The following is a 24,621-nucleotide window of genomic DNA, read 5'->3' on the forward strand; positions in this document are numbered from 1 at the left end:
CAGCTGAAACTATGAACTTTCATAAAGAAAGTGTTCGGGCAATTAGTAATGCTCGGCTTTGACATCGCTGTCTTTACACCTGCATCCTATCAACGTCATCGTCTCTGACGACCCTCAATGGAGTTCTCATCTTGCGGCTGGCTTCGCACTTAGATGCTTTCAGCGCTTATCCAATCCAGACTCAGATACCCAGCGGTGCGCCTGGCGGCACAACTGGTAAACCGGAGGTCTGTCCATCACGGTCCTCTCGTACTAGTGACGGCACCACTCAAAACTCCCACGCCCACGATAGATAGAGACCGAACTGTCTCACGACGTTCTGAACCCAGCTCGCGTGCCACTTTAATGGGCGAACAGCCCAACCCTTGGGACCTTCTCCAGCCCCAGGATGTGACGAGCCGACATCGAGGTGCCAAACCACCCCGTCGATATGAGCTCTTGGGGGGGATCAGCCTGTTATCCCCGGAGTACCTTTTATCCTTTGAGCGACGGAGTTTCCATACACATCCGCCGGATCACTATGCCCCAGTTTCCTGCCTGCTCGGCATGTCTGCCTCCCAGTCAAGCGCCCTTATGCCATTGCACTCTTTGAGGTCGGTTACCAATCGACCCGAGGGCACCTTTGGAAGCCTCCGTTACGCTTTTGGAGGCGACCACCCCAGTCAAACTACCCACCAAGCAGTGTCCGCGTTATCACGCGTTAGACCTCAGACAGCCAAAGGGCCGTATTTCAAGGATGGCTCCACGAAAGCTGGCGCTCCCGCTTCGAAGCCTCCGGCCTATCCTACACATCGGATGACCAAGGTCAATGCTAAGCTGTAGTAAAGGTTCACGGGGTCTTTTCGTCCCATCGCGGGTAATCGGCATCTTCACCGATACTACAATTTCACTGAGCTCATGGTTGAGACAGCGTCCGGATCATTACACCATTCGTGCAGGTCGGAACTTACCCGACAAGGAATTTCGCTACCTTAGGACCGTTATAGTTACGGCCGCCGTTTACCGGGGCTTCAATTCAATGCTTCCACATAAGTGTGACATCTCCTCTTAACCTTCCGGCACCGGGCAGGTGTCAGGCTGTATACGTCATCTTTCGAGTTTGCACAGCCCTGTGTTTTTGTTAAACAGTTGCCTGGACCTATTCTCTGCGCCTCGCTCATCACGAGGACCCTTTATCCCGAAGTTACAGGGTCAATTTGCCTAGTTCCTTAACCATGAATCTCTCAACGCCTTAGTATGTTCTACCCGACCACGTGTGTCCGTTTGCGGTACGGGTGCCGCATGGGTTAAGCTTAGCGGATTTTCTCGGGAGTATGATTACCCACACTATCAGATTCCTCCGAGGAGGACTCCGTACTCTCAAGTTCAGCTCGGACGGTGGATTTGCCTGCCATCCTCAACACCTACACTCTTCAACGGGGACTTCCGTCGCCCCGCGGTGGTTTCACTGCTCCGTCTCCACGTCGCCCCATGCGGCAGTGACGGAATATTAACCGTCTCTGCCATCGCCATCGCCGTTCGGCTTAGACTTAGGACCCGACTGACCCCGGGCTGATTGGCATTGCCCGGGAAACCTTGGTCTTACAGCGGGAGGGAATCTAACCCTCCTTATCGTTACTTATTCCTACATTTGCTTTACTCACCGCTCCAGGATAACTTACGTACACCATTCGACGCTGTGAGTATGCTCCCCTACCGATACTTTCTTAAATGCTATCCCGCGCCTTCGGTGTCTGCCTTATACCCGATTATTATCCATGCCCGGACCCTCGACTAGTGAGCTGTTACGCACTCTTTGAATGAATGGCTGCTTCCAAGCCAACATCCTAGCTGTCATAGGGACCAGACTTCGTTAGACTAACTCAGGCAGAACTCCGGGACCTTAGACGGCGGTCTGGATTCTTCTCCTCTCGGGGACGGACCTTAGCACCCGCCCCCTTACTGCCGGACTGCAGACCGTGAGCATTCGGAGTTCGTCAGGACTCGATAGGCGGTGAAGCCCTCTTGTCCTATCGGTCGCTCTACCTCTCACGGTGACCATCCGACGCGGCACCTAAATGCCTTTCGGGGAGTACGAGCTATCTCCAAGTTTGATTGGCCTTTCACTCCTACACTCGGCTCATCCAGAAGCTTTTCAACGCTTATTGGTGCGGACCTCCATCCCGTGTTACCGGGACTTCATCCTGGCCAAGTGTAGATCACTTGGTTTCGCGTCTACCCCCACTGACTGTGCGCCCTATTCAGGCTCGCTTTCACTGCGGCTACGTGTCTCGTGACACTCAACCTCGCCAGTGACGATAACTCGTAGGATCATTATGCAAAAGGCACGCCGTCACATCTTACGATGCTCCGACCGCTTGTAGGCGTATGGTTTCAGGAACTATTTCACTCCCCTGCTCGGGGTTCTTTTCACCTTTCCTTCACAGTACTCGTTCGCTATCGGTCTCACGGGAGTATTTAGCCTTACCGGATGGTCCCGGCAGATTCGCGCAGGATTCCTCGTGTCCCGCGTTACTCAGGATACCGCTATGCTGCATTTCGCTTCACATACTGGACTATCACCGTCTATGGTCACATTTTCCAAAGTGTTCTGTTCACGATTTGCATACAATGTCGCGGTCCTACAACCCCGCTGGCGCCTTGCGACGTCAACGGTTTGGGCTGTTCCCCGTTCGCTCGCCACTACTGGGGGAATCATTCATTTATTTTCTCTTCCTGCAGGTACTAAGATGTTTCAGTTCCCTGCGTTAGCTCTCTTACATTGGCAAGAGTAACCGTCCTTCAGACGGCTAGGTTGTCCCATTCGGAAATCTCCGGATCAAGGGTTATTTGCACCTACCCGAAGCTTATCGCAGCTTATCACGTCCTTCATCGCCTCCGTGAGCCTAGGCATCCGCCATACGCCCTTTCTTACTTTCTTTACGACTGTATTCTTGTTACTCGTTTCCGAATAACGAATAAGTAGCTCATACTTTCAGCTGTATTCTAACAAAGTGAAATCTCATCTTGCGATTTGATTTACTTTAGTCTGAACTAAAGTTCATTACTTACAGTTTTGCTTGTGTCAATATGTCAAAGATCTTTTCGTGGTGAAGTTTTTATGATTGGCTCCTTACTGTCGCCTATCCTAAAAATTCCCACTGTAGTGGAGAATAACGGATTCGAACCGTTGACCCCCTGCTTGCAAAGCAGGTGCTCTAGCCAACTGAGCTAATCCCCCAAATCGAGAAGTAAAGAATGAATCAAAGTTGAACTTTGATTACACATTGGCTGCGCCGATGTGTAGTCCCAGGCAGATTTGAACTGCCGACCTCCACATTATCAGTGTGGCGCTCTAACCAACTGAGCTATAGGACTGTGTTGGTAAAGAGTAGCATCTCTGCCGAACATTCTCTATCTCTTATTTAATTAAACAGATGGTGCGTACAAGAAGAGAAGCGAACTTTTAAGTCCTGTTCCTAAATCTTCTATAGGAAATTCGTCTCTCCAGAAAGGAGGTGTTCCAGCCGCACCTTCCGGTACGGCTACCTTGTTACGACTTAGCCCCAATTACCAGTTTCGCCCTAGGCCGCTCCTTACGGTCACGGACTTTAGGCGCCCCCGGCTTTCATGGCTTGACGGGCGGTGTGTACAAGGCCCGGGAACGTATTCACCGCGCCATGGCTGATGCGCGATTACTAGCGAATCCAGCTTCGTGGGGTCGGGTTGCAGACCCCAGTCCGAACTGAGACAGGCTTTAAGGATTTGATCGTACTTACGTACAACCGTCTCTCTGTACCTGCCATTGTAACACGTGTGTAGCCCCGGACGTAAGGGCCGTGCTGATTTGACGTCATCCCCACCTTCCTCACACCTTACGGTGGCAGTGTCCCCAGAGTGCCCAGCTTGACCTGATGGCAACTAAGGAGAGGGGTTGCGCTCGTTATGGCACTTAAGCCGACACCTCACGGCACGAGCTGACGACAACCATGCAGCACCTTCACAGAGGCCCCGAAGGGCGTCATTGTCTCCAAATCCTTCCTCTGCAATTCAAGCCCGGGTAAGGTTCCTCGCGTATCATCGAATTAAACCACATGTTCCTCCGCTTGTGCGGGCCCCCGTCAATTCCTTTGAGTTTCACCGTTGCCGGCGTACTCCCCAGGTGGGATGCTTAATGCTTTCGCTTGGCCGCTGACCTGTTCAGACCAACAGCGGGCATCCATCGTTTACCGTGCGGACTACCAGGGTATCTAATCCTGTTCGATACCCGCACTTTCGAGCTTCAGCGTCAGTTGCGCTCCAGTGAGCTGCCTTCGCAATCGGAGTTCTTCGTGATATCTAAGCATTTCACCGCTACACCACGAATTCCGCCCACTTTGTGCGTACTCAAGGAAACCAGTTCGCGCTGCAGTGCAGACGTTGAGCGTCTACATTTCACAACACGCTTAATCTCCGGCCTACGCTCCCTTTAAACCCAATAAATCCGGATAACGCCCGGACCTTCCGTATTACCGCGGCTGCTGGCACGGAATTAGCCGGTCCTTATTCATAAGGTACATGCAAAAAGTCTCACGAGACTAACTTTATTCCCTTATAAAAGCAGTTTACAACCCATAGGGCCGTCTTCCTGCACGCTACTTGGCTGGTTCAGGCTCTCGCCCATTGACCAATATTCCTCACTGCTGCCTCCCGTAGGAGTTTGGACCGTGTCTCAGTTCCAATGTGGGGGACCTTCCTCTCAGAACCCCTACTGATCGTCGCCTTGGTGGGCCGTTACCCCGCCAACAAGCTAATCAGACGCATCCCCATCCATCACCGATAAATCTTTAATCTCTTTCAGATGTCTTCTAGAGACGTCATTGGGTATTAGTCTTACTTTCGCAAGGTTATCCCCAAGTGGTGGGCAGGTTGGATACGCGTTACTCACCCGTGCGCCGGTCGACGCCCATCAAAAGCAAGCTTTCGATGTCGTTTCCCCTCGACTTGCATGTGTTAAGCCTGTAGCTAGCGTTCATCCTGAGCCAGGATCAAACTCTCCATTGTAAAATATCATTTTTACCTAGCCTTGCGGCTTGGTTTGTTTGTTGTCTGTACTTAGGACGAATATCCTTTTCGTTTATTGAAGCTTAGTAAACCTGACTTGTCAATTGCTTGACGGTTCGTTTCTTTTACCCAGTTTCTTCATATTCCCTGTATATAATAAGGTGTAATCCAAAACCGCTTCTTGTACTACTTGTCTGTTTATGTAAAATCTTTCAAAGAACTCTTTCTTCGCAAGTTAGGCTGCGCCTCAACAATTGAAATTAATTTCATTGTATTCGACTTGCACTAACTTTCTTTAATCGCTTGAGATATTGTATTTCTCAAAAGCGAGTGCAAAAGTACAAACATTTTCCGAAACCGCCAAACTTTTTCCGGAAAAAGTTTTGAAATTAACAGTGTTTTAACACTTTCGTCTTATTTTGTACTTCTTTTGGTGCCAAACACTTTATTATATACATACACGCGCTCGTATCTGCGTGTGGGCACACAAGCATGCGCATATACATAATGGTAACACTCCCGAAATCAAAAGAATTCCTAAAAGATAGTCCACTTTAAGAAATTCTTAGTATCTTTGCAATGTTATAGCTGATAACGATTTAGGTATAGTGGCTTGAATGCCCTATTTCTCAAAATCAGCAGAATGTGTAACGAAAAGATATATAGAGATATGAAACTAAAGATACATTTCAATCATAAAGAAGAACTTTGGAACTCATGGTCGCATGCAGGAGGAATCCTGATGGGCATTGTCGTGGGAGCCATCTTCTTATATTGGTGCTTTACGATGCATAACGGATGGGCTACGGCGGGAGTTATCCTCTATCTGTTCGGCATGCTGATGTCTTACATCGCCTCAACGGTTTACCATGCCGTTTCTGCCTGGAGTAAATGGAAGGAGCGACTGCGCAAATGGGACCATGCCGCCATCTACTGGCATATTGCCGGTTCTTACTCGCCAATCACGCTCATTGCGATGCGAGACCAGGGATATTGGGGATGGAGTCTTTTTATCTTTATTTGGGCTTGTGCCATTGCCGGAACCATCATGAGTTTTGCCAGACTCAAGGATCACAGCAACCTGGAGACCATCTGCTTTGTAGGCATGGGATTGTCGGTACTGGTTGCTTTCAAACCTTTGATTGACTCCGTATCCACCGCCACAGTCTGGTGGATTATTGCCGAAGGCGTCTGCTACATTACGGGCGCCGTATTCTACAGTATCAACAAGAAGAAATACATGCATTCCGTGTTCCATTTCTTCGTTTTAGCTGGTAGTATCTGCCACATCATTGCAGTTTGGGATATTCTCATGAAATATATCTAAACGACTTAATAAAAAGCATCAAGGCATCAGGAAGTTTTTGCTTTCCGATGCCTTTGTTTTTTTATAAAGTTCTATATTACAAGACATTTATCCATATCATACTCTTCTTATAATATAATAAGGTGGAATTGTTAACAATACGTTAAAGTATAAAAATAATTGCCCAAAAATTTGGAACTTATCGCAGAAAAGCATACCTTTGCAGTGTTCTATTGAAGTAGTACACTAAAACATTAAAGATTATGATACAGATTAAAGACATTGATTTCAGATACCCAGGTAGCAAGCACCTTGTATTTAGAGATTTCTCTTTGGAATTCAAGGAGAACAACATTTATGGCTTGCTTGCCAAGAACGGTACAGGCAAGAGCACCCTGCTCTACCTCATCAGCGGATTGCTCCGCCAGCAACAAGGTACCGTTCTCGTGGATGGCATTTCGGCACAAGATCGCAAAGCCGAGATGCTGAAGGACATCTTCATGGTGCCCGAGGAATTTGAACTGCCCAACGTTTCCCTCGCCACCTACGTGAAGATGAACCAGGGGTTCTATCCTAACTTCTCGCAGGAAGTGCTGGACCGTTGCCTCAAGGATTTTGATTTACCACTCTCTCTCAAGTTGAACGAACTCTCGATGGGACAGAAGAAGAAGGTATTCATGAGTTTCGCACTCGCCACGGGTACCCGTTTTCTTCTGATGGACGAGCCAACCAATGGTCTCGACATCCCATCGAAGAGCCAGTTCCGTAAGGTCATCGCCAACAACATGACGGAAGACCGCACCCTCATCATCTCAACTCATCAGGTGCACGATGTAGAGTCGCTGCTCGACCACATCATCATCATGAACCAGAGCCAACTGCTGCTCGACGCATCGGTTCCAGACATCTGCGAGAAATACACCTTCGAATATCGCAACCCACAGGAAATGGACGACACCGTGCTCTACGCCGAGCCAACCCTGCAGGGCAATGCCGCCATCTGCAAGCGTCAGGAGGGAAAACAGGAAACACAGATGAACCTGGAGTTGCTCTTCAATGCAGTAATTAATGGAAAATTAAACGATTAAAAATTAGACGATTATGAAAAAGAATCTCGATTTAAATAGATTAGGAATGGTTATCCGTTGGGATGTATTAAACAACTGGACCTATAATTTGGGAATCATTGCAGGACTCGCCATCTGTTTTTCAATTGCAAACATCATCCGGCTTTACAAAATTAGTGGCTTTATTGCAGCATCCCATGAACTAGATGCCCTGACCGACAGTTATAAGAAATCCGCATATATGTTCTTTGGATTCATTTCTTTTATGGTCATTTACATATTGGCATCTTGCATCTTCAGAAACATGAAGACCAAGTTACAGCGCAAAAGTTTCCTGATGCTTCCTGCCACTAACCTGGAAAAATATGTGGCTCGATTCCTGGTTGTTACCGTTGGTGGTCTTGTGACTTTGCTAGGAGCCTTGGTCATTTCAGATATTATCCAGCTCATCTTTAGCTTTTTCATCACTCCAGGCTTCCATATCAGCCTTACATGGCCAGTACTCAGCCACACCATTTTTGCCCTTTCACCAATAGACAATTCTTGGCAAACAATTCTGGCAGTCTACTCCTTCCTGATATTTGCCCATTCCTTCGCAACCCTGGGAGGAGCCTTCTACCGTAAGTTTCCTGTGCTTCTGACAGCATGTACGGGATTGGCACTTTGTCTGATTTTGGGTTATATTATCAACGAACTGGGTGAAGCCGGATGGCTTGATTTCGTAGGAACCTTGCACATCGAAGAGGGTTCTTCTGCTCAATATTGTGCTGTATTCACCTCGTCTGCAGTATTTCTTGCTTTGGCTGCCTTCAACTATTGGGCATCCTACAAGCTCTTCACCCGTATGCAGGTTATCTGCAACAAGTGGATCAACATCTAAGAATTAAAATTTGAAGATTATGAATTTCAGTAACGATAAAGCAATATACGTACAGATAGCCGAGCGACTGAGCGATGAGATTCTGGCGGGCAAGTACAAGGAAGACGAGCGAATACCAAGCGTCAGGGAATACGCCGTGCTGCTGGAGGTGAATGCCAACACAACCGTGAAGGCATACGACCTGCTTGCCACCGATGAGATTATCTACAACAAGCGAGGTCTGGGCTACTTTGTTTCCGCTGGAGCCAAGAAGCAGATTAAGAAAACCCGCAAAAAGGAGTTTATGAAAGAAAGACTCCCGGAACTCGCCCGACAGATGCAGCTTCTCGACATCTCCATCGATGAAGTGAAGGAAGAGTTGGAGAAGAATCTCAAAAAGATAAAGATATGATGACACTATTCATCCTCAAATATATATTTATAGCTTCTGTCTTTGCCTTATATATAATTAAGGTGTATGTAATAACGTTTTAAAAAATAGTTACGCTTGCAACTTTCAGAAAGTAGCAAGCGTCTAATGGTTTAAATTGATATCCATAAAACGAAAGTAATATGTCATTAATTCATCTAAAAGACGTCAACAAGACCTACCAGGGTGCTCAGCCACTCCATGTGCTGAAGGGCATCGACCTCGACATCGAACGTGGCGAGTTCGTCAGCATCATGGGTGCTTCCGGCTCGGGAAAATCCACCTTATTAAATATACTGGGTATTCTCGACAACTACGATACGGGCGAATACCGACTCAATGATGTGCTCATCAAAGACCTCTCGGAAACCCGTGCTGCCGAATACCGCAATAAGATGATAGGCTTCATCTTCCAGTCGTTCAACCTCATCTCGTTCAAGACGGCGGTGGAAAACGTAGAGCTTCCACTCTTCTACCAGGGCGTGAGCCGCAAGAAGCGCCACGAACTGGCGATGGAATATCTAGAAAAACTGGGCTTGAAGCAATGGGCCAACCATTATCCTAACGAGATGTCGGGAGGACAGAAGCAACGTGTAGCCATCGCCCGTGCCCTCATCACCAAACCCGAAATTATCCTTGCCGATGAGCCTACCGGAGCTCTCGACTCCAAAACGAGCGTGGAAGTGATGGACCTGCTGAAGGAACTGCACCAGAAAGAGGGAATGACCATCGTGGTAGTAACCCACGAAAGCGGTGTTGCCAACGAGACCGATAAGGTTATCCATATCAAGGACGGACTCATCGGAAGCATCGAAGACAACAGAGACCATCATCTCGTATCGAAAGACTACGTGAAGTAAGAAGTTTATAGTTTAAAGTTTATAGTTAATAGGGCAGAACTGCTGATGGCGCCAGCCCTCTATAAACTATCAACTATTAATTATTAACTAAAAATAATGAGAGAATTAATCAAAGAAATATGGAGCACGTCGAAGCGCAACAAGCTCCGCACTTCGCTCACGGGATTTGCCGTTGCCTGGGGAATCTTCATGCTGATATTCCTGCTGGGCGCCGGCAACGGACTGATTAATGCCCAGTTGCAGCAAAGCACCCGATTCCTTGCCAACTCCATGCGAGTATTCCCGGGCGAAACCTCCAAGGCTTACAAGGGACTGAAGGAAGGCAGAAGCATCATGCTCAACGACAAGGATATCCTCATCAGCAACAAGACCTACGGCCAGTACGTGGATGATGTGGGTGGAAGACTGGAACAGTATAACGTGAACATCAACTATGGTGATAATTATGTGGCAAGCCAGTCATTGGTGGGTGTGGCTCCTACACATCCCAAAATCGACAAGACGGAGCTGATAGCCGGACGATTCATCAACGAAATCGATATGAAGGAGCAGCGCAAGAATGTGGTGCTGAGCCGAAGCCAGGCCAAGGAACTCTGCAAAGACTACCGTTCGCTGGTGGGCAAGAACGTAAAGATCAGCAACCTCAACTTCCAGGTGGTGGGAATCTACAAGGATGATGAATCGCGCAATAATACCGAAGCCTTCATCGCCTACTCCACCATAAAGACCATCTACGCCAAGGGCGATGATGCGGGAAGTCTGGAGTTTACCATCAAGAACCTGAAGACCAAGGAAGATAACGAGCAGTTTGAGAAGAACTATCGTGCCAGCATCAACAACAACCATCAGGCAGCACCTGATGACGAGCGAACCATCTGGCTCTGGAACCGATACGTAGACAACATCCAGATGAACCAGGGAATCGCCATCATGCAGACGGCCCTATGGATTGTGGGTCTGTTCACTCTGCTGAGCGGAATCGTGGGCGTAAGCAACATCATGCTCATCACCGTGAAGGAGCGAACCCGAGAGTTTGGCGTAAGAAAAGCCATCGGAGCCAAGCCTTGGTCGATACTGAAGCTCATCATTACCGAGAGCATCATCATCACCTCGTTCTTCGGCTACATCGGAATGGTCTGCGGTGTGGCGGCAAACGAAATCATGGATGCAACCATCGGCCACACCACCGTAGATACCGGACTGTTTAAAGCCGCCATGTTTGTGAACCCTACGGTGGGCATCGGCACCTGTATCGGTGCCACCATCACCATCGTCATCGCAGGCACCATCGCCGGACTCATCCCAGCCATCAAGGCTGCAAGAATCCGACCGATAGAGGCGCTGAGAGCGGAATAATGCAAAATGTTGAATGTTAAGTGTTGAATGTTGAATTCATTCTTGCTTACACCTTAATTATATATATAGAATAGGCTATGCGATTAGATTTAGATACATATAAAGAGATTCTCGACACCATCACGAGGAACAAGAGCCGCAGTCTGCTTACGGGCTTCGGCGTGTTCTGGGGCGTGTTTATGCTCATCGCCCTGATGGGTGGCGGACAAGGACTGAAGGAGATGCTGCAAAACAACTTCACAGGCTTTGCCACCAACACCGCCATCATCTGGGCGCAGAACACCACCAAACCCTACAAGGGATTCAACAAGGGGCGCTCCTGGCAGATGGAAGAGAAAGACCTGGACAGATTGCGCCACCAGGTGCCCGAACTCGATGTCATTACCCCGCTGCTCTTCGGCGGCAACAAGTCGGTGGTGTTTGGAGACAAAAAATTCAGCGGCAGCACACAGGGCGTAAATCCTGACTACGCCAAAGTTTCTGCGCCACAGATGTTTTACGGCAGATACATCAACGAGATGGATGTGCGCCAGCAGCGCAAGGTTTGCGTCATCGGCAAACAGATTTACAAGAATCTCTTTCCTGGCGGCGGTGATCCGTGCGGCAAGAGCGTAAGAGTAGACTCTACCTATTATATGGTGATAGGCGTAGATTACCGTTCGGGCAACGGCATCAATTTCGGCGGTCGTGCCGATGAAACCATCACCCTGCCCCAATCGGTTTTGCGCAGCGCTTATAACCGGGGTAAGGCGGTAGACATCATAGCCACCACCGGCAAAACGGGCGTAGTGATGAGCAGCATTGCCCAACGGATGAGAGAAACCGTAGCAAGAGCCCACAGCATAGACCCTACCGACGAAAAGGGCATTATGGTGTTCAATACCGAAGTACTCTTCCAGATGCTCGACAACCTGTTCAAGGGCGTCAACTTCCTCATCTGGCTGGTAGGCATCGGCACCCTTCTCGCCGGCGCCATCGGAGTTTCCAACATCATGATGGTAACGGTAAAGGAGCGAACCACCGAGATAGGCATCCGCCGAGCCATCGGAGCCACGCCTAAGATGATTCTTTCGCAAATCATCTCCGAGAGTATTCTCCTCACCCTGGTAGCCGGCATGAGCGGCATTCTCTTCGGTGTTGCCATCCTGCAGATGCTGGAAGTAGGAAGTACCACGGACGGCATTCTTACCGCCCACTTTCAGGTAGATTTCTGGACGGCCATCTCTTCAGCCATCCTCATCTGCATTCTCGGCGGCCTAGCCGGACTCGCCCCTGCATGGCGAGCCATGAGCATCAAACCAGTAGATGCAATGAGAGACGAATAAAAGAAAATATAAGATATAAAAGATATGAAAAAGTATTCAAAGTTGATTGTTGCGGCGATTGTCGCCTTGATTTTCATCGGAACCTTCGTGTTCCTTTATGAGAAATCGCAGCCTAAGCCTGTAGAGTATACTGAGTTTACTCCCAAGATGGCTGATGTTTTGAAAACTACCGTCATCACGGGCAAGATTGAGCCTCGCAACGAGGTGAGCGTAAAGCCTCAGATTAGCGGTATCATCACCGAGATTTGCAAAGAAGCGGGTGATTATGTTCAGGCGGGCGAGGTTATCGCCAAGGTAAAGGTGATTCCAGATATGGGACAGCTCAGTTCGGCTCAGGCACGTGTGCGCCTTGCAGAAATCAACCTGAAACAGGCACAGGTGGATTACGGCCGCGAGGAACAGCTCTTCAAGAAACAGCTGGTCAGCGCCGATGAGTTTGATAAGGTAAAGCAGGCGATGAAACAGGCACGCGAGGAGGTTACCGCTGCCGAAGATGCTCTCCAGGTGGTGCGCGATGGTGTAAGCAAGAGCAATGCCAGCGCTTCTTCCACCCTCATCCGTTCTACCATCTCGGGCATTATCCTCGATATTCCGGTCAAGGTGGGTAACTCGGTAATTCTTGCCAACACTTTCAACGATGGTACTACCATCGCCAGTGTGGCCAACATGAACGACCTCATCTTCCGTGGCAATATCGATGAAACCGAAGTGGGAAGTCTCGTTACAGGAATGCCGATGAAGATTACCATCGGAGCCTTGCAGAACCTCAACTTCGAGGCAAACCTGGAATATATCTCACCTAAGGCTGTAGAAAACAATGGTGCCAACCAGTTTGAGGTAAAGGCAGCCATCCGCTCTACCAAGGGCGGCAAAATCCGTTCCGGTTACAGCGCCAATGCCGAGATTGTACTGGCAAAGGCTACCCATGTACTCACCGTTCCGGAGAGTGCCATCGAGTTTAGCGGCGATTCTACCTTTGTATATATCATAAAAGGTAGCGACAAGAAGAAGACTTATGAGCGCAAACAGGTAACCACCGGTTTGAGCGATGGAGTAAATATAGAAATCAAGAAAGGTCTGGGACTCAAGGACAAGGTTCGCGGTCCTCAGGTAATAGCAGAAAATAAGGATGATGACGAATAGTCATCATCCTTATTCTTTTTTATAGGCATCAGATAACTTAGATGTTATCTTTCTCGATATCCTTGAAGTAGCGGTAAGTACCCACCTTCAGTTCATCGCAGGCAATCTCATCACAAACGATGATGCCATGCTGGTGCTGCTGCAGAGCGCTGATGGTCCAAGCCTGAGTAACAGGACCTTCGATGGCAGCCTGCAGGGCGCGGGCCTTGTTATGACCGTTGCAGAGAATCATTACCTCTCGGGCAGCCATCACGGTACCCACACCTACGGTCAGAGCCAGACTAGGTACCTTCTCAGGATCATTATCGAAGAAACGGGAGTTGGCAATCTTGGTGTCTGTAGTGAGCGTCTTTACTCGTGTGCGTGAGGTTAGAGAAGAGAATGGCTCGTTGAAAGCGATATGGCCATCAGGACCGATACCACCGATAAAGAGGTCGATGCCACCCGCTTCTTCTATCATCTGCTCATAATGACGGCACTCCTCTTCCAGATTCTCGGCATTACCGTTCAGGATATGAATATTCTCCTTAGGACAGTCGATATGATTGAAGAGATTGGTAGCCATGAAAGAATGATAGCTCTCAGGATGAGATTCCGGCAAACCTACATATTCATCCATATTGAAGGTGATGACATGCTTGAACGAAACCTTGCCTTCTTTTACCGCCTTTACCAGATTGGCATACATGCCCTGAGGTGAAGAACCGGTTGGCAAACCCAGAACAAAAGGACGTTCAGCAGTTGGTTGAAATCTGTTAATTGTTTCAATTACATGATCAGCTGCCCACTTTGACAGCTTCTCATAATCTTTTTCGATAATAACACGCATAATCTATTTCTTATTGTTTAGTTGTAAAATTCAGGAAACAAAAATAATAAAAATCTGTTTCATTACCGCTAAAAGATGGAAAAAATTATATTTTTTTACAGTTTGCGGTATCTACTTCTTCATAGCCCTCCTGCTCTACATATTCATCAAAACCGATGCTGATATCGGCGCCATTCTGCTCGAAGAGACGCAGTAATTTCTGCTGCATATCGGGTGCGATGAGGATGGCGCCGCGCTTCGCCTTGCAATAGGTGCTTTCGCTGATATAGGGCGAAAAGTGCCAGAAATGAGGCGTATTGGCAGAAGGTATCGTACCGAACATGCGGCGGAATCCGCGTGCCATGCGTATGATCTTCTTCTGAAGACGATAGGCACAGCCCTGCTCGCTGCAGGCTATATGGTCCGGGTTCAGAATACTGAACACCTTCTCCGACTTACGCAACTTCTGATAACGCTCAAAACGAGCACAAAGATGATGTACCGGGCACGCCTCCTTGAGACATACCGTATCAATGGAATGGATTGAAATATTGTTCATGTTCTTTATTTTTTAAGTTGGATAAATAATTTTTTCTTCGAAAGATTGAGAGGCTGTTATCGGCAAATAGCCAACTGGCAAACCACAGACAGCCAACTAGCCGCTATGAGAACAGTGGGCTGTTCTAGTCAGACAGCTATCGGAAAAGCCTGAGAAAGAATATTAAGAAAGGAACTGCGAAAAACTCTTCACTCTTCACCTAACCCCCGGAAATGCCGATAAACAGAGGGGATTCGAGGGGTGAAGAGTTGTTTCTCACTCTTCACCCACTCTTCACCACTCTTCACCCATCTGCCGCTTAGCTATATTTTCAGATTCTTACAAGCAGATAGGCCTGACCCTTCTTGGTATGCTTCATCTTGCAACCCAGGAGTTTGAGCGACTGGCCGATGCGAATCTTGGTGCTCAGATTGCTGATCAGCATCGGAAATCTTTCGTGCAGAACCTCGAAAACATCCGAACAGATGAGCCATTCGCCCGTTTCATTATCTTCAGGAACACGGAAGCAGCTCTTCAGCATCGATTCAAAATCATCTACCTTGAAGAAAGGAAGATTGCACTTCTGAATGCGATCCACCTCGGCATTGGTAAACCAGTAAGGGGTCTTCTTATGGCAAAGCTCATACATAACTTGTGCATAGAGCTGGTCATAAATGATGGGTGAACCGTTGTCGATATATTCACCTGCCGGAATGTGCAGACAGACGAATCGGCGGCTACCCGTAGGGTCGCAGAGCGGATGCTCATCATTGGTGGTTGCCAGGAAGGAAGCGTAGCGCGGACGGTCATCCTGACTCTTGCCGAAGATAGGGCGCCCATTCACCTTCACCTTTGAAAGCATCTGCTTCAGCTTGCCCTGCTGCGATGGTCCCATATTCGCAAACTCATCTATGTTGACAAAGAGATTATGAGTGAGCGCCATCTCGGAGTCAAACTTATTGGCAAAGTTGATGTGGTCGAGGAAATACTGTCGCAGATGATCCGGCAGCAGGCGATAGGCAAAGGTACTCTTGCCGCAACCCTGCTTGCCGATAAGCACAGGAGTGGTTTCGTTGCCATGAAACATATCCATCTGCAACCAGTGGGCGACAGCAGAACGGAGCCAGGTGGCGCACCATCCCAACTGTTCACTTGTAAGCCCCGGAATTCTGCCAAAGAGTTCAGCCACATGGTTCTTACCATCCCATTCCGGCAGGTTTTCGAGATATTCCCTGATAGGGTCAAACTCCGGAACCTCTTCAGAACGTACGAACTCCTCAATATCCTGTCGGGGCGACTTCTTACCTCCTACACCCAACCGTTTGGCATGACGGACGATGGAATTGAAAGCCTCCGGAGTCAGCACCTTCCAGGTTGAGTCAGAAGATTCCTCCTCTTCCCCACCGGTTTCCGGTTCCTCTTCTACGGGCTCCTCAGTTTCGTCCTCATTCTTTGAGAGAGTGAGATACTCGGTTTTACCACTTAGCACATTTCTACGGAAGAGATAATACTCATCGAGAAAACTCTCAACAAGAGAGAGTGCTGAAATTTCGTTTGTCATCTTATCTGATGACGATAAGGTTTTTAAATTTTCCATTATGTGTAAATTTTAAGATTAATAATAATCATCCTTTTTGTCCTTATATATAATAAGGTGAAGAGTGGTGAAGAGTGGGTGAAGAGTTGTCTCTGACTCTTCACCTCTCGAAACCCCTCTGTTTATGGGCATTTCCGGGCTTCAGGTGAAGAGTGAAGAGTTTCAGCTCATTCATGGCTCAGCATTTCGCCGCTCTTTCGTTTTCGATGGCAAAGTTAATACTTCCCTTCGCCGATTCCAAATTTTCCCCGCCACCTTCCCGCTACTTTTCTGAAATCAGGGAAGAAACAAGGGGGCTACGGGGAAAAGTATGGGGAAAAAAGAGGAAAAACAAGCGCATATCCTTGCATAATCCGAAAATAAATCTTACCTTTGTGGCAAAACTTATTTTCTTAAAACAGACTGACAATGAATGAAGATAAAGATGAAATAGAATTCAGCTACGAAGTCTTCGACCGACAGCTCGACAACTTCTGCCGAATGCTCAGCATTCTGGTAGATGCATGGGAAGATTACAGTCCGCAGGAACTTACCTTCGATATCCGTTCGCTCTGCACCAAAGCCACCCGACTCTGCTATATGGCAGAGAAAGATATGGTACTGCAGCACAACGACATAGCCAAACAGCGAAAGGAGCAGAACGAAACCCACGAAGTAAGCATCAGCATCATCGTAATGCAGAAGTTTACACCCCTGATGGCGCATATCATGGAAGACATGAAAAAGGGAAAACAGATAGAAGGAAAACGGATGAAAGTGGCGCCGCTGGATATGACCCGCATCCTGCCGAAACTCAACGAATTTTTCGAAACCGATGAACTGGGCAAAGGAAGTACTATCGACGTAAACGAAGTAACCAAACTCCAGAAAGAACTGTTACGCCAGGTAAAACCCACTCATATCCCCGGCGTAAAACCCGTAGAGCGCCTCTGGAATCTCTTCCAGCTATACAGCATGGCATGTTATCTGATGCTCCACTTCCGCCAGCTGAGCCATTTCACCAACCTCGCCATGAGCGAAGAGCAGACCACCCGCCTCTTCGAAATGTCGCTACAGGAATATCAGGAAGAACCAAAGGGCATCAGCGACATAGACCGATACTTTACAACCCTGGAATATGATAACAACGGAAAGCAGCTCTCCGTCAGCCAATTGCTGGAAGTAAGAAAAACGCTAAAAGACGAGGTACCGGAAAATCTGCGCCTCGACTTTATGAAATATATAAGAGACACCCAACTGCTGGGCGCCCAGCTTGCCCACGTCAATTTTACAGCACAAGAATATCTCAAGCTGGTATCAGCCACCGTAAAATGGCACATCATAGAGCAGGAAATCTACGATTTGGAACATCCCGAAGGCATTCCGGAAACCCTTCCCAACGAGGTTTTCTACAAAGTAAAAGACGGCAAATACATCGACATGCAGAATCTGAAGGCTCAGATAGCCAATATGTTGAAATTTGTTACCCGCAAGAACCATTGGTTCTGCGTATGGTGTGTATTGAATCACAACTGCATGCTTCAGGACAATCAGAACTTCGAAGCCTTTGCCACCCAGATGATGACTCCCGAATGGTTTGGCGACATCGACGATTATCTCCATTTCTCAGGCGACAATCTCCGCGACTACCGCCGTTATTTCTCAGAGATAGATTATCCGCAATGGGATGAAAAGAAGTTTAAGGAAATCAAGGACCTTTACAACATGACGAAATGGTCAGACAAGCTCCTCAGCAAGTTCCAGCATCTCTGCATCACAATGAATGGTGTGTTTGATAAGAAAAGCCTCTGATTACGGCTTGTTTTATGCATAAAAAACAGCTTTTAAATACCTGATTTACAAAATAATATTAAAAGTTCACAAGTTTGTGGTCCACAACCTTGTGAACTTTCATTTTTTTACTTATCTTTGCATCCGTAATCAAGCAAAAAAACAATGGAAAAGGCATTCGTATATGGTATGTCGGTTGCCGGAAACAACTTCACCGACCGAATAGAAGAAACCAAGCGCATCAAGGCAGACTTTGAGCATGGCATCAACGTCATTCTCATCTCTCCCCGACGCATGGGCAAGACTTCGCTCGTCAAAAAGGTAATATCCGAAATTGATAATCCAGAGATAATAGTGGTGTATATGGACATCTACGATTGCCGAAGCGAATATGATTTCTATAATCGCTTCGCAGAAGCCATTATGAAATCTATGGGTAATAAACTGGAACAAGTCGTGGAAAACATTAAGCAGTTCTTGGTAAGAGTTTCACCAAAAATCTCTTTTAGTCCGGATCCTACATCCGAATATTCTTTATCCCTGGGAATTACTCCTAAGGACTATTCCCCAGAAGATATTCTGAATCTTCCGGAAAGAATAGCTCAGGAAAAGGGAATCCGCCTGGTAGTCTGCATCGACGAATTCCAGCAAATCGGAGAGTTTCCAGATTCGTTGACGGTGCAGAAACGCTTGCGTGGTGCCTGGCAGCATCATCAGAATGTATCATACTGCTTCTTTGGAAGCAAGAAGCATCTGATGGAAAACATTTTCCAAAACCGACGCATGCCTTTCTATATGTTTGGCGAGATGCTGCACTTGGATTGCATTCCTACAGAATATTGGGTACCTTTCATCTGCTCGCGATTCGAGAAATACGGCAAGAGCATATCTAAGGATTTTGCTACAAGAATCTGTGAAACCGTAAAGAACTATTCTTCTTATGTGCAACAGTTGGCATGGAACGTGATGGCTGAGACCGAGAAAGAGGTAAACGAAGAAACCTTGCAAAGCGGCATCAGCGCCTTGCTGCAACAATGTCATGGTCTCTTCGTACAGCAAACCGAGGGCTTAACCACCTATCAGCTCAACTTTCTGCGCCTCCTCTGCAGTGGCGTTCACTCCGGCTTCACCGCCCAGGCAGTAGCAGAAACCTATCCGCTGGGCAGCAAATCCAACATCGACCGCATCAAGAAAGCCCTCATCGACAAGGAATTGATCACCCTGGAGAAGGATGGCATCTTCATCGCCGACTGCGTGTTCGAGCTTTGGTTTAAGAAGGAAATGATGTAAAATAGTACAGAATATAATCCCAAAAGTACTTGCCATATCCAAAAGAAATTCTTATCTTAGCCTCTAACACCTATATGACAAAAGCTCACAAGCCTGCAATATTCTGCAAACTTGTGAGCTTTTTACTATATATTTTAGCTTATCTTACCAATACTTTCTTATGATTAATAATGTATACTTGACCAGGCTGTAAAGCGGCAGCCTTAGTACCATCAAGATGATAAGCCTGACTTATCTTAGAAGGTAGAGCCACCTGACTGATACCCGTATCCACATTATCTTGTCCTGGACCACTAGGGTCGGCAGGACTCTCAGGACTATACGCCACATGGGCAGTAATCCTAACGTCCTCGGTAGGCATGGTATAATAGAAACTCTGTTCCTTATTTATCAGTTCTTCACCCTTATACCATCCCAAGAACTTATACCCCATACTAAGATAGGCATTAAGCCATACGGACATACCCGCCTCTACTTTCTCGCCACTCGCCCGATTAAACGAACAGTTGCCACTGTCGTCACTATCCAGATAAAGGCGATATTTGTTCATTGGCGAAGGTTCGGCAGGGTTGACAGGCACATAATCGTATACAGCCTCAAACACTACGTTCTCATCGGTCATTGTGTATGAGAAATACTGCTGGTCGGTATATCTTTCACCATCCTTCTTCCAATAAGAAAACTGGTAGTTCTCATTGCTGGAAGACGTACTGATATAAACATTCTCCCCCTGCAGATACTTACCACTGCCCGAAGAATAGGCATAAGGAGAAGAAACGACTTCTACCTTAAACCTCACATTAGGCTCTGGTGGGCTAGAAGGGTTGAAATCATCGTCTGCGGGTAGCGATGCCATCAGCATGGTGCTGCCCAATAAGAGCAGCAACCATGTGATAAAACTATATCTTATAATACTTTTCATAGAAAATGTACTTATTTTACCATAACCTTAGTGGTCATACCGTCTACCTTTACGAGATATACGCCAGTAGAAAGATTGAGCATACCATCAAAGTCTCTTGTGGCGAGCAACATACCGTTGGTAGAATATACGGAAACAGTCTTGCCATTCAAGCCACTGAAGTTGATCCCCTGCTCTGTAGGCATTATATTAACACCAGTCTTGTTGATGATATCGGCTATGCCTGTAGTACCTCTTGTAGGAACTAGAACGAAACGGCTGTTATATGAACCTGCATCGGCAGCAAACTGATAGTCACCATCAGTTAAGTCGTAAGTTGCACCTGTCTCATTGTCTTGCAGCAACATAGGCTGGTCCATACGAGAAGCAGAGATGGAATAATTACCAGACTTCTTCACAGCGAAGCCAAGGTTTACACTACCCATTGGTCGCTCGTTGATAGCAAGGTTGCCTGCCTGGGCTTCAACAGAATAGAGTTGAGGAGCATCTGATACTGCCTCAAACTTAGCTGCATCACATTCCATTTCGTATGCCTGGCTCTTCTTGGCATTAAACACAACACGAGTTTTATCTGTATTCTTGCCATCCGTGATAGCGAGATTAATAAGCAAACGGTCTGGGGTTATACCCTTCTCCAGTCTTCTTGCTCTTGCCTTGCCCGACTTGGCAGTAGCTTCCTCCTTGGTCTGGCGGTCTTCAGCCTTAAACTCGATTTTGTCTACATCCGCAGGTTTCTGAACAAAGAATGCCTGGAAAGGATGCAATATCAGTTCATCATCACCTGGACGAGCTGCCTCATAGGTAGAACCATTCCAATAAGTGATAGGCGCATCATAACCCAAGTCAGCAACATCCATATAACTGGTCTGCACATTACCGATAAAGTTCCAGCTGGCATCCTGTACATTGCGAGCAGAGTAATTTCCTAACTTCTGAGAAATATCCTTAGCCTCCATGTTGCCAAATTGGTCTTTCTCTACGTTCAAGACAAATACACCTGCTGTAGATGTCTGGAAGATATAGCCTACACCTCGACGGAGAGAATCCTCGTTCTCAGCCAAGTCTACCCAACCGCCATAACCCTTGTTGGCACGTGCTTCGCCATCATATTTGCGGATAACATACTTGCCAGGAGCCTTGATGTTGGCAAACTTAATATTGAATGGGAAGCTCAGGAAGTACCACTGGTTGGCATTCATAGTGATTTCAAACTTCAGTTGCTTAGCATCCAAGTTGCCATCAGCGATGATAGTACCACCACCACCATTGCCTGAGTCTGAGCCTGTATTAGCTCCACCATTACTCTTTACTGTAACAAGGTTAGCCTCCTGTCTGTCTGTGCCTACAACCTTCAAGGCACCATTGTCCTTGATGTCGATGTTTGGGTCGCCCTCGAATCGTTTAGAGAGAACGAACACGTTGTCAAGATAGAAAAAGTCATAAGGCTCATCAAACTCCTTAATCTCACGGAACTGGCTCCACTGGGTATTCCAATAGTAGTTGTCAAAACTCTGTGTTGGCACCCAAAGAGTAGTAGCCTTGAAATTGGTAAACGTATTCTGGTCGATGTTGATAGGGAGAACGGTATAAGTATATACGTTGTTCAAATTGTTGCAATTATTGAAAGCCTTGTCACCGATACGCTCCAATGTGCTAGGTACTCTTACTTCCTGTAGTTTGCTACAACCATCGAAAGTACTCTCTTCAATAGTGGTTAAGCCTGGGAGACTGATACTCTCAAGATTTGAGCAAGACTGGAATGCATGATTAGCAATTGTTCGTAATGATGGAGGAAACTGAATAGACTTCAGATTAAAGCAATTATAGAATGCATAAGAACCTATTGATTCTACACTATCAGGAAGAATAACACTCTTTAATGAACTACAGTTCTCAAAAGTATTACTACCTATATGTTTGAGATTTTTAGGAAGAACAATTCCTTCTAAGGCATAACAGCCGAAGAATGTTTTATAACCTAAATTTTGACAAGAAGGCATAATGACCTCCTTAAGCATTGAGCAACCAGAAAAAGAGCCTTCTTCTCCCATAGGATGGTACATACCACCCATATTATAATCATTACCATAATAGTTCATAGAGATTAAACTTTCTGGAAGAACAACAGACTTAAGATTCCTACAATTAGCAAATGCGCAATTTATGTACCTTACACTATTAGGCAACTTAACAGTAAGCAGTTTACTGAGGTCTGCAAAAGAGTGAGGTCCAAGCACACTATCTTGTGAACAATAACCTGTATAGTATTCGTAAGGATTAGCTACAACATCTACCTCTGACAAATCCAAATAATGGAGATTATCCATCTTGTTACGCATAATCATAATGTCGTAACTATTAATGCTACCCTTTACTTTCAGAGAAACAACACTTCTCAGTTTATCTTGTGGAATAGCTTTCTGAATACCAGAGGTTGTTGCCTGTGCAGTCGCCTCAATATTATAATCGAATTGAGTTCCCATTGGGAATATCCTATCCTTTATGTCTTTCCAAACTTCTGCATTCTGATAACTAGAAAGCATTGCTTCAGGAACTATAACTAATACATTCTTGCCAAGAGACAATGTATCAGCCACCTCCTCACTAGACATAACATAATTATTACCCTTATCCTCTAATTCAGGAATCTCTGTAGAATTGAGAGTCAACAAAGTATTTCCATCAAAGCATCGATAACCAAGGCTCCTGATAGTAGCAGGAAGAGCCACTTCGTTCAAACTATTGCAAGAACCAAATGAGTAAACGCCTAATGATTGGCAAACAGGAATATTGAGGGATGCCAAGTTTGTACAATTTTGGAAAGCATATCCAGAAATATTTGTACACTTAGGCAAATCTAACTTCTGTAATTTGGTACAGTTTGCGAATGTACCATAAACGCTGCTCCATTGGTTAGTTTTCACTCCACCATTTATTGTAGTACAGATAGGCAAAGAAATTGATTCAAGTTTTGAGCAGTTATAGAAAGCACCATCACCAACAACTTCACAAAGAGGCAAATCCAAAGAAGTTATGGCAGTATTACTGAATGCAAAAGATGGAATTATAGTAAATTTATCTAAGCCTTTTATATCCTTAAGATTAGAGCAATTTTGGAAAGCATATTCTCCAAGATATTTACTACTAGAAATATCAATACTTTCTAGTTTCTTACATTCATAAAATGCATATTTATCAATTGCTGTACAATTAGACAGATTGACTGTTTTAAGATTAGAACAACCAGAAAAAGCATATTCACTTATTGAAGTAAGTAAAGATGTATTACCTACAGATGTAAGACTATTACAATCAGAAAAAGCATATTCTCCAAGAGTAGCACAACTACTAAGGTCCACTGATTTTAAAGAGTAACAACCATTAAAAGCGTAGGGATCAATATTCTTACATTTTGAAATATCTCCAACTGTAGTAAGAGAACTACATCCTTGAAAAGCATTTGAACCTATACTCTTACAATCTTTTAATGTAACAGTTTGAAGATTATTACATTGATAAAAAGTCATACTAGCAACATTCTCACAAGAACTTAAATCGATAGACTTAAGAGAGCTACAATTATAAAAAGCATTATAGCCGCAACTAGTTATTTGCTCAGTATTCTCAACCTCAGTAAGAGCACTACAATTCTGAAAAGTATCCCCCAAAAGAGTTTTCAAAGTCTTTGGTAAAGTAACTTTCTTCAAAGTCTTATTATCTCGAAAGATACTACCCATTTGTAATACAGGATAGTCTTTTCCTTGATAAGGAATATACGAAGGCACAAACACCTCATCCCCATATCCAGAAGCCCCATTAATTTGGACATTCGGGGCATTCACCCAAGTACCATCAGATAAGTTATACCCGGACGAGGCGTAACAGTTCCACGTTACTCCATTTTCGTCTGCATAATCAAAGTTTTGCGCCAAACTATGCAAAACTCCGATACAGAACATGACTGATAAAAGTAAAAATCGTTTCATATTCAAAAGTTTTAATTAATATTTTTTCAGTTATGGTAATCGTTGCGGTGGCTAATGCTATTCCGTTTTTAGGTGAAAAGTAAAAGGCGTGCAACCATTCCTTCAGTTTGTTACATCTATCGGTTACCACCAAGTGACTTACACAACAACAAACGACAGAACAGTTCACACCTATAAGCGTGGAACTCCAGTCTGCTTGTCCTTGTTGTCAGAATATTGGCGGTATTTATAGATGATGGGACAAGAGCCTAAAAGCTCAATACCTTATTGTAATATGTATATAGTCTCTAGCTTTCTTTTTCTTAACTATTTAAAATGTTCGACAATCTTGATTATCCGTTT

The 24,621-nt window shown here is 45.9% G+C and carries 15 protein-coding genes, 2 tRNA genes and 2 rRNA genes; 10 read left to right on the forward strand and 9 right to left on the reverse strand.

Translation table 11 applies throughout. From position 1 onward, the window contains the following. Positions 1-22 precede the first annotated feature (22 nt). From NQ544_RS11460 to NQ544_RS11475, 4 genes are all read right to left on the reverse strand, one after another. A 23S ribosomal RNA gene (locus NQ544_RS11460) occupies positions 23-2,920 on the reverse strand. Between the two features lie 226 nt (positions 2,921-3,146). Next, positions 3,147-3,220 (reverse strand) — tRNA-Ala (locus NQ544_RS11465). A 63-nt stretch (positions 3,221-3,283) separates the two neighbouring features. Continuing rightward, positions 3,284-3,357: transfer RNA gene (locus NQ544_RS11470), tRNA-Ile, on the reverse strand. A 133-nt stretch (positions 3,358-3,490) separates the two neighbouring features. Then, positions 3,491-5,022: ribosomal RNA gene (locus tag NQ544_RS11475) — 16S ribosomal RNA — on the reverse strand. Together the 16S and 23S rRNA genes with 2 tRNA genes alongside form the textbook arrangement of a ribosomal RNA operon. A gap of 670 nt (positions 5,023-5,692) precedes the next feature. On the opposite strand from NQ544_RS11475, the gene trhA reads away from it, so the two are divergent. The 8 genes from trhA to NQ544_RS11515 all read left to right on the forward strand — a co-directional run bounded on the left by trhA (position 5,693) and on the right by NQ544_RS11515 (position 13,368). Beyond that, positions 5,693-6,349, forward strand: a complete 657-nt coding sequence (trhA, locus tag NQ544_RS11480) for a PAQR family membrane homeostasis protein TrhA (RefSeq protein ID WP_040553414.1) — start codon at positions 5,693-5,695, stop codon at positions 6,347-6,349. Positions 6,350-6,591: 242 nt separating this feature from the next. After that, on the forward strand, positions 6,592-7,416 hold the full coding sequence (locus tag NQ544_RS11485; protein WP_006848203.1) for an ABC transporter ATP-binding protein: 825 nt from the start codon (positions 6,592-6,594) through the stop codon (positions 7,414-7,416). A 13-nt stretch (positions 7,417-7,429) separates the two neighbouring features. Further along, a complete protein-coding gene (locus tag NQ544_RS11490; RefSeq protein WP_006848204.1) occupies positions 7,430-8,275 on the forward strand; it encodes a hypothetical protein in 846 nt (281 codons plus the stop codon). Between the two features lie 19 nt (positions 8,276-8,294). Next, a complete protein-coding gene (locus NQ544_RS11495) occupies positions 8,295-8,666 on the forward strand; it encodes a GntR family transcriptional regulator (protein ID WP_006848205.1) in 372 nt (123 codons plus the stop codon). Between the two features lie 161 nt (positions 8,667-8,827). Then, on the forward strand, positions 8,828-9,544 hold the full coding sequence (locus NQ544_RS11500) for an ABC transporter ATP-binding protein (RefSeq protein WP_006848206.1): 717 nt from the start codon (positions 8,828-8,830) through the stop codon (positions 9,542-9,544). A gap of 96 nt (positions 9,545-9,640) precedes the next feature. Further along, the gene (locus tag NQ544_RS11505; RefSeq protein WP_006848207.1) at positions 9,641-10,900 is read left to right on the forward strand and encodes an ABC transporter permease; all 1,260 of its coding nucleotides are present in this window, start codon (positions 9,641-9,643) and stop codon (positions 10,898-10,900) included. 77 nt (positions 10,901-10,977) lie between these two features. Continuing rightward, positions 10,978-12,225, forward strand: coding sequence for an ABC transporter permease (locus NQ544_RS11510; RefSeq protein ID WP_006848208.1), 1,248 nt, complete (start codon positions 10,978-10,980; stop codon positions 12,223-12,225). 24 nt (positions 12,226-12,249) lie between these two features. Beyond that, the gene (locus NQ544_RS11515) at positions 12,250-13,368 is read left to right on the forward strand and encodes an efflux RND transporter periplasmic adaptor subunit (RefSeq protein ID WP_006848209.1); all 1,119 of its coding nucleotides are present in this window, start codon (positions 12,250-12,252) and stop codon (positions 13,366-13,368) included. Between the two features lie 37 nt (positions 13,369-13,405). Here the strand turns inward: NQ544_RS11515 and nagB are convergent, their stop codons facing one another. From nagB to NQ544_RS11530, 3 genes are all read right to left on the reverse strand, one after another. Further along, entirely contained in the window at positions 13,406-14,197 is a 792-nt protein-coding gene (nagB, locus tag NQ544_RS11520) for a glucosamine-6-phosphate deaminase (protein WP_006848210.1), read from the reverse strand. Between the two features lie 85 nt (positions 14,198-14,282). Then, positions 14,283-14,735 (reverse strand): DUF6078 family protein, encoded by a 453-nt coding sequence (locus NQ544_RS11525; protein WP_006848211.1) that lies wholly within the window; start codon positions 14,733-14,735, stop codon positions 14,283-14,285. A gap of 310 nt (positions 14,736-15,045) precedes the next feature. Then, positions 15,046-16,311, reverse strand: a complete 1,266-nt coding sequence (locus NQ544_RS11530; RefSeq protein WP_006848212.1) for a VapE domain-containing protein — start codon at positions 16,309-16,311, stop codon at positions 15,046-15,048. A 408-nt stretch (positions 16,312-16,719) separates the two neighbouring features. On the opposite strand from NQ544_RS11530, the gene NQ544_RS11535 reads away from it, so the two are divergent. Then, the gene (locus NQ544_RS11535; RefSeq protein WP_006848214.1) at positions 16,720-18,102 is read left to right on the forward strand and encodes a hypothetical protein; all 1,383 of its coding nucleotides are present in this window, start codon (positions 16,720-16,722) and stop codon (positions 18,100-18,102) included. 144 nt (positions 18,103-18,246) lie between these two features. Next, positions 18,247-19,371, forward strand: coding sequence for an AAA family ATPase (locus tag NQ544_RS11540; protein WP_006848215.1), 1,125 nt, complete (start codon positions 18,247-18,249; stop codon positions 19,369-19,371). A 139-nt stretch (positions 19,372-19,510) separates the two neighbouring features. Here the strand turns inward: NQ544_RS11540 and NQ544_RS11545 are convergent, their stop codons facing one another. Both NQ544_RS11545 and NQ544_RS11550 read right to left on the reverse strand, forming a co-directional pair. Further along, positions 19,511-20,293 carry an InlB B-repeat-containing protein gene (locus NQ544_RS11545; protein ID WP_006848216.1) on the reverse strand — a complete coding sequence of 261 codons (783 nt, stop codon included), beginning with the start codon at positions 20,291-20,293 and terminating at the stop codon, positions 19,511-19,513. Positions 20,294-20,304: 11 nt separating this feature from the next. Continuing rightward, positions 20,305-24,279, reverse strand: a complete 3,975-nt coding sequence (locus NQ544_RS11550) for a leucine-rich repeat domain-containing protein (RefSeq protein WP_082231248.1) — start codon at positions 24,277-24,279, stop codon at positions 20,305-20,307. Between the last annotated feature and the right edge of the window lie 342 nt (positions 24,280-24,621).

The sequence above is a fragment of the Segatella copri DSM 18205 genome (genome assembly GCF_025151535.1).
Lineage (GTDB): Bacteria > Bacteroidota > Bacteroidia > Bacteroidales > Bacteroidaceae > Prevotella > Prevotella copri.